Origin of the sequence: Agromyces kandeliae (genome assembly GCF_009674665.1) — a bacterium.
Taxonomy (GTDB): Bacteria; Actinomycetota; Actinomycetes; order Actinomycetales; family Microbacteriaceae; genus Agromyces; species Agromyces kandeliae.
This window is the reverse complement of record NZ_WKJD01000019.1, coordinates 366,944-380,276: the sequence shown is the minus strand read 5'-3', so window position 1 is coordinate 380,276 and position 13,333 is coordinate 366,944. Positions and strand designations below refer to the sequence as shown.

Below are 13,333 nucleotides of genomic sequence, written 5' to 3'. Positions count from 1 at the left end.
TCTGTGGGCATGCGTGCTCGGCGACTTCTCCTTCCGTGCCGCGGCGGGGCCCGGTTCTGAGGCCTTCCCCGCCGCGGAGTCCGTCGACGGCCGACCACCCTCCCGAAGGAAGACGAACCGCATGAACGACAGCACCCCGAACCCGGCGCGTCCGCGCACCCTGGCCGAGAAGGTCTGGGACGCGCACCTCGTCGCGAAGGGCGAGGCCGGCACGCCCGACCTCATCTACATCGACCTGCACCTCGTGCACGAGGTCACGAGCCCCCAGGCGTTCGACGGGCTCCGCATGGCCGGCCGCCCCGTCCGCCGCCCCGACCTCACGATCGCGACCGAGGACCACAACACGCCGACGCTCGACATCGACAAGCCGATCGCCGACCCGACGAGTCGCACGCAGATCGAGACGCTGCGCCGCAACGCCGCGGAGTTCGGCATCCGCCTGCACTCCCTGGGCGACAAGGAGCAGGGCATCGTCCACGTCGTCGGCCCGCAGCTCGGCCTGACGCAGCCCGGCATCACGGTCGTCTGCGGCGACAGCCACACCTCGACCCATGGCGCGTTCGGCGCGATGGCGTTCGGCATCGGCACGAGCGAGGTCGAGCACGTGCTCGCCACGCAGACGCTCCCGCTGAAGCCGTTCAAGACGATGGCGATCACGGTCGAGGGCACGCTCCGCCCCGGAGTCACGGCGAAGGACATCATCCTCGCGGTGATCGCGAAGATCGGCACGGGCGGCGGGCAGGGCTACGTGCTCGAGTACCGCGGCAGCGCCATCCGCGCGCTGTCCATGGACGGCCGCATGACGATCTGCAACATGTCGATCGAGGCGGGCGCCCGAGCCGGCATGGTCGCCCCCGACGAGACCACGTTCGAGTACCTGAAGGGCCGCGCGCACGCGCCGCAGGGCGAGGACTGGGAGCGGGCGGTCGAGTACTGGCGCACGCTGCCGACCGACGATGGCGCCGTCTTCGACGCCGAGGTGTTCATCGACGCCGACGAGCTCGAGCCCTTCGTCACCTGGGGGACGAACCCCGGCCAGGGCGTCTCGCTCAGCGAGTCCGTGCCCGACCCGGCCGCGATCGAGGACCAGCACGAGCGGGCCGCCGCCGAGCGCGCGCTCGAGTACATGGACCTCGAGCCGGGCACGCCGCTCAAGCAGATCCCGGTCGACGCCGTCTTCATGGGCTCGTGCACGAACAGCCGCATCGAGGACCTCCGCGCGTTCGCATCGATCATCGAGGGCCGCACCAAGGCCGAGGGCGTCCGCGTCATGGTCGTACCGGGCTCGGCCCGCGTGCGGCTCGAGGCCGAGGCCGAGGGGCTCGACAAGGTCTTCGAGGCGTTCGGTGCGGAGTGGCGCTTCGCGGGCTGCTCGATGTGCCTCGGCATGAACCCCGACCAGCTCGCGCCGGGCGAGCGCTGCGCGTCGACGTCGAACCGCAACTTCGAGGGCCGCCAGGGCAAGGGCGGCCGGACCCACCTGGTCTCGCCCCTCGTCGCCGCCGCCACGGCGGTGCGAGGCACGCTCTCGAGCCCGTGGGACCTCGAACAGGATGCCGCCGACGAACCGGTCGGCGCCGGCGCGAAGGGCGGCAACTGACCATGGAGAAGTTCAGCACGCACGACGGCGTGGCCGTCCCGTTGCGCCGATCGAACGTCGACACCGACCAGATCATCCCCGCGGTCTTCCTCAAGCGCGTCACCAAGACGGGCTTCGACGACGCGCTCTTCCACGCCTGGCGACAGGATCCCGAGTTCGTGCTCAACCACCCCGCTCACGCGGGGGCGTCCGTCCTGATCGCCGGCCCGGACTTCGGCACCGGTTCGAGCCGCGAGCACGCCGTGTGGGCGCTCCGCGACTACGGCTTCAAGGTGGTCATCTCGAGCCGGTTCGGCGACATCTTCCGCGGCAACGCGGGCAAGCAGGGGCTCCTCGCGGCCCAGGTCGCGTACGAGGACATCGAGCGACTGTGGGAGGCCATCGAGGCGCAGCCGGGAATAGCCGCGACCGTCGATCTGGTTGAGCGTACGGTGAGCATCGGGAGCCTCACAGTCGCCTTCGATATCGATGACTACACTCGGTGGAGGCTGCTCGAGGGGCTCGACGACATCGGGCTCACCCTCCGGGACGAGCAGGCCATCTCCGACTTCGAGGCGACTCGGGCGGGGTGGCGGCCGACGACGCTCCCCATCAGGGAGCCGGCAGAGACAGGGAACTGAGTGAACACACTCGTGGATGACGCGAAGCAGCACGGAACGGCGGTCGGCCTCCCGGTCGACCGCATCACGATCAACGGAGGCAAGCCTCTTCGTGGTCGGATCGAGCTGAAGGGGGCCAAGAACCTCGTCACGAAGGCGATGGTCGCGGCGATCCTCGGCGACACGCCGAGCGTCCTGAAGGACGTCCCGAACATCAGCGACGTGCGGATCGTGCGCGGCCTCCTCGAGGTGCACGGGGTGACCGTCACCGAGGGCGCCGAGCCCGACGAGCTCATCCTCGACCCGTCAGCGGTCGAGTCGGCGCACATGGCCGACATCGACGCGCACGCGGGGTCGAGCCGCATCCCGATCCTGTTCTGCGGGCCGCTGCTGCACCGCCTCGGCGAGGCGTTCATCCCCGACCTCGGCGGCTGCCGCATCGGCGACCGGCCGATCGACTACCACCTCGAGGTCCTGCGCAACTTCGGTGCGATCGTCGAGAAGCTGCCGAGCGGCATCCGCATGTCGGCACCGACCGGGCTGAAGGGCGCGAAGGTCTCGCTGCCGTACCCGAGCGTCGGCGCGACCGAGCAGGTCCTGCTCACTGCGGTGCTCGCCGACGGCATCACCGAGCTGTCGGGCGCGGCGATCGAGCCCGAGATCATGGACCTCATCAACATCCTGCAGAAGATGGGCGCCATCATCACGGTCGACACCGACCGCGTGATCCGCATCGAGGGCGTCGAGCGGCTGCAGGGCTACAGCCACCGCGCGCTGTTCGACCGGAACGAGGCGGCGAGCTGGGCCGCGGCCGCGCTCGCGACGGAGGGCGACATCTTCGTGGGCGGTGCCCGCCAGCCCGAGATGCTGACCTTCCTCAACATCTTCCGCAAGGTCGGCGGCGCGTTCGAGATCGAGGACGACGGCATCCGCTTCTACCACCCCGGCGGGGAGCTGAAGCACGTCATCATCGAGACGGACGTGCACCCGGGCTTCATGACCGACTGGCAGCAGCCGCTCGTCGTGGCGCTCACCAAGGCGAAGGGCGTCTCGATCGTGCACGAGACCGTCTACGAGCAGCGCTTCGGCTTCGTCGACGCGCTCGTCGAGATGGGCGCGTCGATCGACGTGCACAAGGAGTGCCTGGGCGGACGGCCGTGCCGGTTCGGTCAGCGCAACTTCAAGCACTCCGCGGTGATCTCCGGTCCCTCGCAGCTCCGCGGCGCCGACATCGAGGTTCCCGACCTGCGTGGCGGGTTCAGCCACCTCATCGCGGCGCTGACCGCCGAGGGGCGCTCGACCGTGTCGAACGTCGGGATCATCGCGCGCGGCTACGAGAACTTCATCATGAAGCTGGAGCTGCTCGGAGCGGACTTCGCGCTCGAAGGATAATGGGTCTGTGCCCCATCGTGACCCCGCCGTCGTGCCCGCAGTGAAGCCCGGCGCCGAGAAGCGCCGGCCCTCCTTCTTCTGGGTGCTGGCCGCGCTGATCCTCCCGTTCTGGAGCCTCGGCGTGAAGTACCGTTTCCACCGCCCCGAGCGGATGCCGCAGGCCGGCGCCTTCGTGCTGTCGCCCAACCACTACAGCGAGATCGACCCGCTCGTCATGGGCGTCGCCTCGTGGCATCTCGGGCGCCTGCCCCGGTTCATGGCGAAGGCCTCGCTGTTCAAGATCCCCGTCGCCGGGTGGTTCCTCCGCAGGTCGGGCCAGATCCCCGTCGAGCGGGCCGGCAGCAGCAGCCACGCGGCGATCCGCGCGGCTGAGGAGCTCGTCGAGAAGGGGCGGATGGTCATCGTCTACCCGGAGGGCTCGCTGACGCGGGATCCCGACCTGTGGCCGATGCGCGGCAAGACCGGCGCGGTCCGCATCGCGCTCGAGCGCGGCATCCCCGTGATCCCGGCGGCCCATTGGGGCACCCAGCAGATCATGCCCCGCTACGCGAAGAAGGTCAGCTTCTTCCCGCGGAAGACCGTCGACGTCATCATCGGCGAGCCGCTCGACCTGTCGGCCTACGAGGGGAAGCCGCTCGACCAGGCGACCCTGCTCGCCGCCACGAACGACCTGATGAACGCGATCGCCGCGCTCGTCGGCGAGCTTCGCCACGAGGCGCCGCCGTCGGAGCGCTGGGACCCGGCGAAGCACGGGCAGAAGGAGACGGGGCGCCTCGATGGCTAGGGGGGCGGGGCGCCGCATGCCCGGCAAGCGCGTCGCCGTGCTCGGCGCGGGCAGCTGGGGCACGACGTTCGCGAAGATCCTCGCCGACGGCGGGGCCGACGTCATGCTGTGGGCCAGACGCCCCGAGCTCGCGCGCGAGATCCAGGAGGCCAAGCGCAACAGCGACTACCTCGCCGGCATCAACCTGCCGATCGGGCTCCGCGCGACGAGTCGGCTCGATCTCGCCCTCGCTGGCGCCGAGCAGGTCTACATCAGCGTGCCGAGCCAGACCCTCCGCCAGAACCTGATCGCTGCGGAGCCGCACCTGCACGCCGAGGCGACGATCGTCTCGCTCATGAAGGGCGTCGAGAAGTCGACGGGCCACCGCATGAGCGAGGTCATCGCCGAGGTGCTCCCGATCGCCGAGTCGAAGATCGCGGTGATCTCCGGTCCGAACCTCGCCCTCGAGATCGCGCGCGAGCAGCCGACGGCGGCCGTCGTGTCGTCCTCGAGCCTGGAGACCGCGCAGTCCGTGGCATCCGTCTCGCGCAACCGCTACTTCCACTCGTTCGTGAACACCGACGTGATCGGCACCGAGTTCGGCGGGGTCCTGAAGAACCTCATCGCGGTCGCGATCGGCATCGTCGACGGGGCCGGCTACGGCGAGAACACGAAGGCGTCGATCATCACCCGCGGCCTCGTCGAGATGACCGACTTCGCGGTCGCGTACGGTGCGCACCCCGACACGCTGTCGGGCCTCGCGGGCCTCGGCGACCTCATCGCGACCTGCCAGTCGCCGCTGTCGCGCAACAACACGGCCGGGCGGCTGCTCGGCCAGGGCTACAAGCTGCCCGAGGTCGTCAACCAGATGCAGCAGACCACCGAGGGGCTCGCGTCCGTCGGTCCGATCCTCGAACTGGCGCGCGCCAAGGGCGTCGAGATGCCCATCGTCGAGCAGGTCCGGCAGGTGCTGGCCGGAACGCTCGCTCCGAAGGACATCGCGCCGCACCTCACGACCGACGACGAGCCGCAGGGCGAAAGGACGATGGATGGACAAGCTCAGGGTGGTTCTGCTCTTCGGCGGGCGCTCCAGCGAGCATTCGATCAGCTGCGCCACGGCGGCGGGGGTGCTCCGGGCGATCGACCGTGACCGCTACGAACTGATCCCGGTCGGGATCACGCGCGACGGCGCGTTCGTGCTGGAGGCCGACGACCCCGAGCGGTTCGCGCTCGACCCGGAGCACCTGCCCGAGGTGCACGACAACGGCACGCGCGTGCGCTGGCCGGAGTCGGCGGCCTCCCGCGAGCTCCACGTCGTGACCGCGAGCGGCGAGGAGGCCTCGCTCGGCGAGGTCGACCTGGTCTTCCCGATCCTGCACGGTCCCTTCGGCGAGGACGGCACGATCCAGGGCCAGTTCGAGCTGCTCGGCCTGCCCTACGTCGGCTCGGGCGTGCTCGCGAGCGCACTCGGCATGCACAAGCACTTCACGAAGACCGCGCTCGCAGCGGCCGGCATCCCGGTCGCACCGTGGCGCACCGTGACCGCGAGGGAATGGGCCGACGACCCGGCCGCCGTGCGCGCGGACGCGGCAGCCCTCGGCCTGCCGCAGTTCGTGAAGCCGGCCCGAGCCGGCTCGAGCGTCGGCGTGAGCAAGGTCTCCGACGGCGCACAGCTCGACGCGGCGCTCGAGGTCGCGTTCGCCGAGGACGACACCGTGCTCGTCGAGTCCGCGGTGATCGGCCGCGAGGTCGAGATCGGCGTGCTCGGCGGTGCGCCCGGCGAGCCGCCGCGCGCGTCGGTCGCTGGCGAGATCGTGCTCGCGGGCGACGGCTTCTACGACTTCGCGGCGAAGTACCTCGACGCGCCCGGCGTCGACCTCGTGTGCCCCGCCGACCTGGGCGACGGGCGGCTCGACGAGATGCGCGACCTCGCGATCCGTTCCTTCCAGGCGATCGGTGCCGAGGGGCTCGCGCGCGTGGACTTCTTCCTCACCGAGGAGGGGTTCGTCGTCAACGAGCTGAACACGATGCCGGGCTTCACGCCGATCTCGATGTTCCCGCGGTGCTGGCAGGAGTCGGGCGTGAGCTACCCCGAGCTGATCGACGAGCTCATCCGGGTCGGGCTGGCGCGGGGCGTCCGCGTCGGCTGAGTCGGGTCGCCGCGACGACGCCGGCCGGATGGCGCGGCCGGGTCAGCCGGCGTCGGCCGACCCGTCTGTCGCGGGGGCGAGGTCCTCGAGGTCGGTGCATCCGCCCACGGCCGGGATCGCGGCGACCGCGCCCGAGAGGTCTGCGATGGCCGTGGAGCCGGCGACCGTGTCGTTGTCGACGACGACCTCGACGGCGGGCGTGCGTCCGTAGGTCACGAAGCGGTAGGTCGGCGCGTCGGACTCGTCGATGATCCAATCGACGTCGTCGACGCTCACGCAGCGCAGCGTCGTGGGGCCGGGCGGCTCGACCCCGCATCGGAGCAGCACCGATGCCGGCGAGCCCCAGGCTCCCGTGCCCTGCGCGGTGGTCTCGCGGGCGTCGAGCCCGGCGACCTGGTCGGGGAGGCGGACCACGACCGAGGCGCAGTCGGCGTCCGCGGCATCCGGTGCGGGATCGAAGGGGACCGGCTGGCTGCAGCCGGCGAGGAGCGGCACGGTCGAGGCCGCGACGAGCGCGGCTGCACCGAGGCGCGCACTGCGGCGCCGTGGGCGGCCTGACGGGGGAGTTGGCATCGTCGATCAGGCTACCGTGGGAGCCATGGAGCAGCCTGCACTCGAGCCCTCGCCGACGATCGGGGAGCTCGGCGAGACCGCGGTGCTGGCCCGCATCCTCCCGCGCCTGGAACCGGGCGATGCTGCGCTCCTCGGCGCGGGCGACGACGCAGCGGTCGTGGCCGCCGCCGACGGGCGGTTCGTCGTCACGACCGACCTCATGGTGCACGGTCCCGACTTCCGCCTCGCGTGGTCGCGCCCGCACGACCTGGGCTGGAAGGCGGCGGCGACGAACCTCACCGACGTCGCCGCGATGGGCGCCCGGCCCACGGCACTCGTCGTCTCGATCGCGGCGCCGCCCACGACGCCCGTCGGACTGCTCGAGGGCATCGCCGACGGACTGCGCGATGCGCTCGCGGCGCTCGCGCCGGGCGCCGGCGTCGTGGGCGGCGACCTGTCCGCGTCATCGGTGCTCACCATCGCGGTGACCGCGTTCGGCGACCTGGCGGGGCGCGCCCCCGTCCTGCGCTCCGGGGCGCGCCCGGGCGACGTCCTCGCGCACGCCGGAGCGCGCGGCGACGCGGCACGCGGACTCAAGCTGCTCTTCGCCGAGGCGCGCGACGCCGACGGCGATCCCGACGCCGGCCTCGCCGAGGCGGCCCGGGAGCGGCATCCGCACCTCGTCGGCGCGCAGCTCGCGCCCTCGCCGCCGGTGTCGGCCGGCATCGCCGCGGCGGAGGCGGGCGCCACCGCCATGCTCGACGTCAGCGACGGGCTCGCACGCGACGCGCGGCGCCTCGCCGAGGCGAGCGCGGTCGGGCTCGAGTTCCACGCCGACGCGCTCGGACCCGATCCGCTGACGGCGCTCGCCGGTGCCGAGGACCACGGCCTGCTCGCGACGTTCCCCCCGGGCGCCGTCCCTCCCGAGCCGTTCGAGGTCGTGGGCGTCGTGAACGGCGACGCCGGGCGGCTCACCCTCGACGGCGAGCCCGTCGACACGAGCGGATGGGACCCCTACTCGGGCTGGGACGGCGGCACGGGCTGATCCCGCGCGCCCGCACCGCCGTCGATCGGGCTGTCGCCGTCGTCGTCCGTCCGCCCCTCGGGCTCGGCCGCGGAGGCCCACCAGAGCGTCGTCTCGCCGTAGTCGCGACGACGCCCGGGCTCGATGCCGTCGGGCCAGGCGGGCTCGGGGGAGCGGCTGCTGCGCTCGACGACGACCGTCGCGGAGTCGGCCAGGAGCGGGGAGAGCAGCGCCAGGTCGCGAGCCAGTTCGACCTCGCCGAGGTCGTACGGCGGGTCGATGAAGGCCAGGTCGACGCCGCCGGCCGCCGACTCCAGGTAGGACGCCACGCTCCGGGCCTCCACGCGGACGCGCGGTGCCCGCACCCCGCGCGCGGCCCTGGCCAGCGCCGCGGCGTTGCGTCGGCAGACCTCGGCCGCGGGCCGCGCCCGCTCGACCAGGACCACCTCGGCGGCGCCGCGGCTCGCGGCCTCCAGCCCGAGCGCGCCCGATCCGGCGTAGAGGTCGAGCACCGAGGCATCCGCCACCGCATCTCGCGCCTCGAGCGCGGAGAAGATCGCCTCGCGCACGCGATCGCTCGTCGGACGCGTGCCAGAGCGGGGCACGGCGAGGGTGAGCGAACCGGCGAAGCCGGCGATGATGCGCGTCATGTCTCGGGAGCATAACGGCCCCTCCTCGGGCGCTGCCATGATGGTCTGGTGGATGATTCGACCGACGCCCTGCACGCCGATCCGTCGCACCACCGGGCGCAGGAGCAGCTCGCGATCGACCGGATCTGGGACTTCGCCGACCCCGCCGCGAGCGAGGAGCGCTTCCGCGCCGCCGCGGCCGACGAGACGCTGACCGCGCACGGCCGGGCGGTCATGGCCACGCAGCTGGCCCGCGCGATGGGGATCCAGCAGCGCGAGGACGAGGCGCTCGCGGTGCTCGCAGAGCTCGAGTCGGCCGACGCGGGCGACTCCGACGAGGAGGCGGCCGAGCTGCGCGCGCGCATCGCGCTCGAGCGGGGTCGGATGGCCGCGGCCGGCGAGCGCGTCGACGAGGCCGTGCCAGAGTTCACGCGGGCCGTCCGAGAGGGGGCGCTGGGCGGATCGACGTTCCTCGTGCTCGACGCCCTGCACATGCTCGCGCTGAACGACGCCGGCCACGAGGAGGAGTGGGCCGCGGAGGGCTTCGACATCCTCGAGGGCGTCCGCGACCCGCGCCTCAAGCGCTGGGGCGTGGCGCTGCACAACAACCTCGGGTGGACCAAGCACGACGGCGGCGACGCGCAGGCGGCGCTGTACCACTTCGAGAAGGCCGTCGACGCCGCCGACCGCTACGGGACGGCGGGGCAGCAGCACGTGGCGCGCTGGTCCGTCGGGCGCGCCCTGCGCACCCTCGGCCGCACCGACGAGGCGCTCGAGATCCAGCGCGCGCTCGCGCTCGCGCGGCCCGACGACCCCTACGTGCGCGCCGAGATCGAGGCCCTCGAGCCCGCACCGACGGAGGCGGAGCCTACGATCGAGCCATGACGGCCGATCGCGTGGCGGAGGGAGCGCTGACCCTCGACAGCCGCCTCACCGGCGCGCTCGGCGGCCGCACCGCGCAGGCGCTGCAGCGCGCGTTCGGGTACACGACCGTCGGCGACCTGCTCGCGCACTACCCGCGCCGCTACGCCGCGCGCGGCGAGCTGACCGCGCTCGCCGAGCTCCCGCTCGACGAGAACGTCACGATCGTGGCCGAGGTGCTCGAGGTGCGGGAGCGCACCATGCGTTCGCGCCGGGGCTCGATCCTCGAGGCGAAGATCTCCGACGGCACCGGCGTCCTCACCCTCACGTTCTTCAACCAGGCGTGGCGTTCGCGCGAGCTGAAGCCGGGCGCACGCGGCATGTTCGCCGGCAAGGTCTCCGACTACCGGGGCGCCCGCCAGCTCGCCCACCCCGACTACCAGCTGTTCGACGAGGCGGTGCCGACGAGCGGGGCGGATGCCGCGGCCGTGCGCTGGGCGACGGCGCCGATCCCGATCTACCCGGCCACCGGCACCCTCTCCAGTTGGCAGTTGCAGACCGCGATCGGCGTCCTCCTCGACGGGCTCGGCCCCGTCGAGGACCCCATCCCCGAGCCGGTGCGCCGGGCCCGCGGCATGCGCTCGCACCGCGACGCGCTCGAGGGCGTGCATCGGCCAGAACGCGACGACGACTGGAAGGCCGCGCGCCGCGCGCTCCGCTTCACCGAGGCGTTCGTGCTGCAGACCGCGCTCCTCGAGCGCCGCGCGGCGGCGCGCGCGCACGAGGCCGTCCGACGCGAACCCCGACCGGGCGGCCTGCTGGAGCGGTTCCAGGCGTCGCTGCCGTTCACGCTCACGGACGACCAGCGCGAGGTCGGCGGCGAGATCCTCGCCGACCTCGCCGCGCCCGTGCCGATGAACCGGCTCGTGCAGGGCGAGGTGGGCTCGGGCAAGACGGTCGTCGCGCTCCGCGCCATGCTCGCGGTCGCCGAATCCGGCGGGCAGTCGGCGCTGCTCGCCCCGACCGAGGTGCTCGCCGCACAGCACCTGCGCTCGATCGTGCGCATGCTCGGCCCCGAGCTGTCGGCCGAGCTCATGCCCACGCTCGTGACCGGGCAGCTCCCCGCCGCGGAGCGGCGGAAGGCCGCGTTGCGCGTCGCCGCCGGGCAGTCGCGCATCGTCGTCGGCACGCACGCGCTCCTCGGCGACACGACGACCTTCGCCGACCTCGGCCTGGTCGTCGTCGACGAGCAGCACCGCTTCGGCGTCGAGCAGCGCGAGGCGCTGCGGCTGAAGGGGCGCCACCCGCACGTGCTGGTGCTCACGGCCACCCCGATCCCGCGCACCGTCGCGATGACCGTGTTCGGCGACCTCGACGTCAGCACCATCCGGCAGCTGCCCGCGGGGCGGGCCGGGATCGAGACGCACCTCGTGCCGCTCGCCGAACGCCCCGCGTGGCGCGCGCGGGTCTGGGAGCGCCTCGCCGAGGAGCTGGCCGGGGGCAGGCAGGGGTTCGTCGTCTGCCCGGCCATCGAGCCGAAGGTCGCGGAGGAGGACGCCGAGCCCGCGGAGGGCGAGCCGGCTCCCGGCGCCGGCCCCGCGGCATCCGTCGCCTCGGTGCTGGCCGAACTGCGGGCGCTGCCGTCGCTCGCCGATGCGCGGATCGCGCCGCTGCACGGCCGCATGTCGGCCGACGAGAAGGACGACACGATGCGCGCGTTCGCCGGGAAGGAGCTCGACGTGCTCGTCGCGACGACCGTGATCGAGGTCGGCGTCGACGTGCCGAACGCGAGCACCATGGTCGTGGTCGACGCCGACCGGTTCGGGGTCTCGCAGCTGCATCAGCTGCGCGGGCGGGTCGGCCGGGGGAGCGTGCCCGGCCTCTGCCTGCTCGTCTCGCATGCCGAGGCCGGCAGCGTCGCACGCGAGCGCCTCGAGGCCGTCGCCGCGACGCTCGACGGATTCGAGCTCGCGCGCGTCGACCTCGAGCTCCGGCAGGAGGGCGACGTGCTCGGCGCGACGCAGTCCGGCGGCCGCTCCTCGCTGAAGCTGCTCCGCGTCGCGCGCGACGGCGACCTCATCGCCGACGCCCGCGAGGCCGCCGCGGAGCTGCTCGCCGACGACCCGGGACTGGCCGGGCACGCGGCCCTCTCGGCCGCCGTGCGACGCCGCCTCGACGACGAGTCGAGCGAGTACCTGAGCAGGGGCTGAGACTCTCCGGCACCGCCTCCGGAGCGACGATCGCGCACTACGCTGGCACGTATGCAGCGGATCGCCGTCGTCCCCGGATCGTTCGACCCTGTCACGCGCGGACACCTCGATGTCATCGAGCGGGCCGCCGGCCTGTACGACCAGCTGCACGTCGTCGTCGTGCACAACCCCGACAAGTCGGCGCTGCTGCCGATCGCCCAGCGCGTCGCGCTCATCGAGCAGTCCATCGCCGACGCCCGCATCCCCGGCGACATCGTCGTCGCGGCATGGAGCATGGGCCTGCTCGTCGACTACTGCACCGACGTCGGCGCCTCGGTGCTGGTCAAGGGCATCCGCTCGCAGGTCGACGTCGGCTACGAGACGCCGATGGCGATCGTGAACCGGCACCTCGCGGGAGTCGAGACGGTCTTCCTCCTGCCCGACCCGGCGAACGCGCACGTGTCGAGTTCGCTGGTTCGGCAGGTCTCCGCGCTGGGCGGCGACGTCGCCCCGTACGTCCCCCGATCCGTGGCCGAGTACCTCCAGGGGGCGATGCGGCAATGAGCGACACCGAGGGCGGCGTCGGCGTCGCGGCCGCCATGGAGATCGACGAGGTCGGCGACCGCGCCGCCGCCATCGTGCGCAACGTCGAGACGGTGATCAGCGGCAAGCGCGAGGCGGTGACGGCGGCCCTCACGGTGCTCCTGGCCGAAGGGCACCTGCTCATCGAGGACGTACCGGGCGTCGGCAAGACGATGCTCGCCAAGGCGCTCGCCCGATCCGTGGACTGCACGGTCAGCCGCATCCAGTTCACCCCCGACCTGCTGCCGAGCGACGTCACGGGCGTCTCCGTGTTCGACCAGGTCTCCCGGCGGTTCGAGTTCAAGCCCGGCCCGGTGTTCGCGAACATCGTCATCGGCGACGAGATCAACCGAGCGAGCCCGAAGACCCAGTCGGCGCTGCTCGAGTGCATGGAGGAGCGCCAGGTCACGGCCGACGGCACGACCTACCACCTGGAGCAGCCGTTCACGGTCGTCGCCACGCAGAACCCGGTCGAGATGGAGGGCACGTATCCGCTGCCCGAGGCGCAGCGCGACCGCTTCATGGCCCGCATCTCCATGGGCTACCCGGCGACCGCCGACGAACTGGCGATGCTCGCCCAACGAGAGACCGCGAGCCCGCTCGACAGCCTCGAGCCCGTCGTCTCGCTCGCCGAGCTCCGCGCGATGATCGAGACGGTGCAGCGCGTGTTCACCTCGGAGCCCGTCAAGGCCTACGCCGTCGACCTGGCCCGCGCCACGCGCGAGGACCGCCAGCTCCGGCTCGGGGCGAGCCCCCGGGCGACGCTCCAGCTGATCCGGGCGGCGAAGGCGCATGCCGCCATGCACGGCCGCGACTTCGTGCTGCCCGACGACGTCGACGCGCTCGCGGTGCCCGTGCTCGCCCACCGCCTCGTGCCGACCAGTCGAGCGGTCGGCGGGCACGACCACGACGGCGGCCCGCTCATCGACCAGATCGTTCGCCGCATCGTCGGCGAGACGCCAGTGCCGGTCGGCAGCGCGCGGAGGGAGTGA

General features: G+C 72.7%; 13 protein-coding genes. 11 read left to right on the top strand and 2 right to left on the bottom strand.

The genetic code is table 11. The annotated features are described in order from the left end of the window. The first annotated feature begins 121 nt into the window (after positions 1 to 121). Genes leuC through GJR97_RS15680 form a run of 6 tightly spaced genes read left to right on the top strand, consistent with a single transcriptional unit; the run spans position 122 to position 6,504 of the window. On the top strand, positions 122 to 1,600 hold the full coding sequence (leuC, locus tag GJR97_RS15705) for a 3-isopropylmalate dehydratase large subunit (protein WP_154347670.1): 1,479 nt from the start codon (positions 122 to 124) through the stop codon (positions 1,598 to 1,600). A 2-nt stretch (positions 1,601 to 1,602) separates the two neighbouring features. Then, complete coding sequence (gene leuD / locus GJR97_RS15700; protein ID WP_154347669.1) at positions 1,603 to 2,220, top strand: 3-isopropylmalate dehydratase small subunit; 618 nt, start codon at positions 1,603 to 1,605, stop codon at positions 2,218 to 2,220. After that, the gene (murA, locus tag GJR97_RS15695) at positions 2,221 to 3,591 is read left to right on the top strand and encodes a UDP-N-acetylglucosamine 1-carboxyvinyltransferase (protein WP_324613591.1); all 1,371 of its coding nucleotides are present in this window, start codon (positions 2,221 to 2,223) and stop codon (positions 3,589 to 3,591) included. A 7-nt stretch (positions 3,592 to 3,598) separates the two neighbouring features. Then, positions 3,599 to 4,375, top strand: coding sequence for a lysophospholipid acyltransferase family protein (locus GJR97_RS15690; protein WP_324613590.1), 777 nt, complete (start codon positions 3,599 to 3,601; stop codon positions 4,373 to 4,375). Positions 4,376 to 4,391: 16 nt separating this feature from the next. Next, complete coding sequence (locus GJR97_RS15685) at positions 4,392 to 5,504, top strand: NAD(P)H-dependent glycerol-3-phosphate dehydrogenase (protein ID WP_154347668.1); 1,113 nt, start codon at positions 4,392 to 4,394, stop codon at positions 5,502 to 5,504. Continuing rightward, entirely contained in the window at positions 5,404 to 6,504 is a 1,101-nt protein-coding gene (locus tag GJR97_RS15680) for a D-alanine--D-alanine ligase family protein (RefSeq protein ID WP_154347667.1), read from the top strand. The genes GJR97_RS15685 and GJR97_RS15680 overlap by 101 nt, the downstream gene beginning before the upstream one ends. Positions 6,505 to 6,546: 42 nt before the next feature. Here GJR97_RS15680 and GJR97_RS15675 read toward each other — a convergent pair whose 3' ends face one another. After that, positions 6,547 to 7,077, bottom strand: coding sequence for a DUF3515 family protein (locus tag GJR97_RS15675; protein ID WP_154347666.1), 531 nt, complete (start codon positions 7,075 to 7,077; stop codon positions 6,547 to 6,549). Between the two features lie 25 nt (positions 7,078 to 7,102). Between GJR97_RS15675 and thiL the strand changes: the two genes are divergently transcribed. After that, a complete protein-coding gene (gene thiL / locus GJR97_RS15670) occupies positions 7,103 to 8,101 on the top strand; it encodes a thiamine-phosphate kinase (RefSeq protein WP_154347665.1) in 999 nt (332 codons plus the stop codon). On the opposite strand, the gene rsmD is transcribed toward thiL, so the two are convergent. Further along, entirely contained in the window at positions 8,071 to 8,730 is a 660-nt protein-coding gene (gene rsmD / locus GJR97_RS15665; protein ID WP_154347664.1) for a 16S rRNA (guanine(966)-N(2))-methyltransferase RsmD, read from the bottom strand. The genes thiL and rsmD overlap by 31 nt on opposite strands. A gap of 48 nt (positions 8,731 to 8,778) precedes the next feature. On the opposite strand from rsmD, the gene GJR97_RS15660 reads away from it, so the two are divergent. Genes GJR97_RS15660 through GJR97_RS15645 form a run of 4 tightly spaced genes read left to right on the top strand, consistent with a single transcriptional unit; the run spans position 8,779 to position 13,333 of the window. After that, on the top strand, positions 8,779 to 9,594 hold the full coding sequence (locus GJR97_RS15660) for a tetratricopeptide repeat protein (RefSeq protein ID WP_154347663.1): 816 nt from the start codon (positions 8,779 to 8,781) through the stop codon (positions 9,592 to 9,594). Beyond that, positions 9,591 to 11,780 carry an ATP-dependent DNA helicase RecG gene (locus GJR97_RS15655; protein ID WP_154347662.1) on the top strand — a complete coding sequence of 730 codons (2,190 nt, stop codon included), beginning with the start codon at positions 9,591 to 9,593 and terminating at the stop codon, positions 11,778 to 11,780. The genes GJR97_RS15660 and GJR97_RS15655 overlap by 4 nt, the downstream gene beginning before the upstream one ends. A 51-nt stretch (positions 11,781 to 11,831) precedes the next feature. Continuing rightward, positions 11,832 to 12,323: a pantetheine-phosphate adenylyltransferase gene (coaD, locus tag GJR97_RS15650; protein ID WP_154347661.1), complete on the top strand. Its 492-nt coding sequence runs from the start codon at positions 11,832 to 11,834 to the stop codon at positions 12,321 to 12,323. A 35-nt stretch (positions 12,324 to 12,358) separates the two neighbouring features. Further along, positions 12,359 to 13,333 carry an AAA family ATPase gene (locus GJR97_RS15645; protein ID WP_154347747.1) on the top strand — a complete coding sequence of 325 codons (975 nt, stop codon included), beginning with the start codon at positions 12,359 to 12,361 and terminating at the stop codon, positions 13,331 to 13,333.

Excerpts from the sequence above, each read along its gene's own strand:
- leuC (WP_154347670.1), top strand. The coding sequence starts at position 122 with ATGAACGACAGCACCCCGAACCCGGCGCGTCCGCGCACCCTGGCCGAG.
- leuD (WP_154347669.1), top strand. The coding sequence starts at position 1,603 with ATGGAGAAGTTCAGCACGCACGACGGCGTGGCCGTCCCGTTGCGCCGA.
- GJR97_RS15685 (WP_154347668.1), top strand. The coding sequence starts at position 4,392 with ATGCCCGGCAAGCGCGTCGCCGTGCTCGGCGCGGGCAGCTGGGGCACG.
- GJR97_RS15680 (WP_154347667.1), top strand. The coding sequence starts at position 5,404 with ATGGACAAGCTCAGGGTGGTTCTGCTCTTCGGCGGGCGCTCCAGCGAG.
- GJR97_RS15675 (WP_154347666.1), bottom strand. The coding sequence starts at position 7,077 with ATGCCAACTCCCCCGTCAGGCCGCCCACGGCGCCGCAGTGCGCGCCTC.
- thiL (WP_154347665.1), top strand. The coding sequence starts at position 7,103 with ATGGAGCAGCCTGCACTCGAGCCCTCGCCGACGATCGGGGAGCTCGGC.
- rsmD (WP_154347664.1), bottom strand. The coding sequence starts at position 8,730 with ATGACGCGCATCATCGCCGGCTTCGCCGGTTCGCTCACCCTCGCCGTG.
- GJR97_RS15655 (WP_154347662.1), top strand. The coding sequence starts at position 9,591 with ATGACGGCCGATCGCGTGGCGGAGGGAGCGCTGACCCTCGACAGCCGC.
- coaD (WP_154347661.1), top strand. The coding sequence starts at position 11,832 with ATGCAGCGGATCGCCGTCGTCCCCGGATCGTTCGACCCTGTCACGCGC.
- GJR97_RS15645 (WP_154347747.1), top strand. The coding sequence starts at position 12,359 with ATGGAGATCGACGAGGTCGGCGACCGCGCCGCCGCCATCGTGCGCAAC.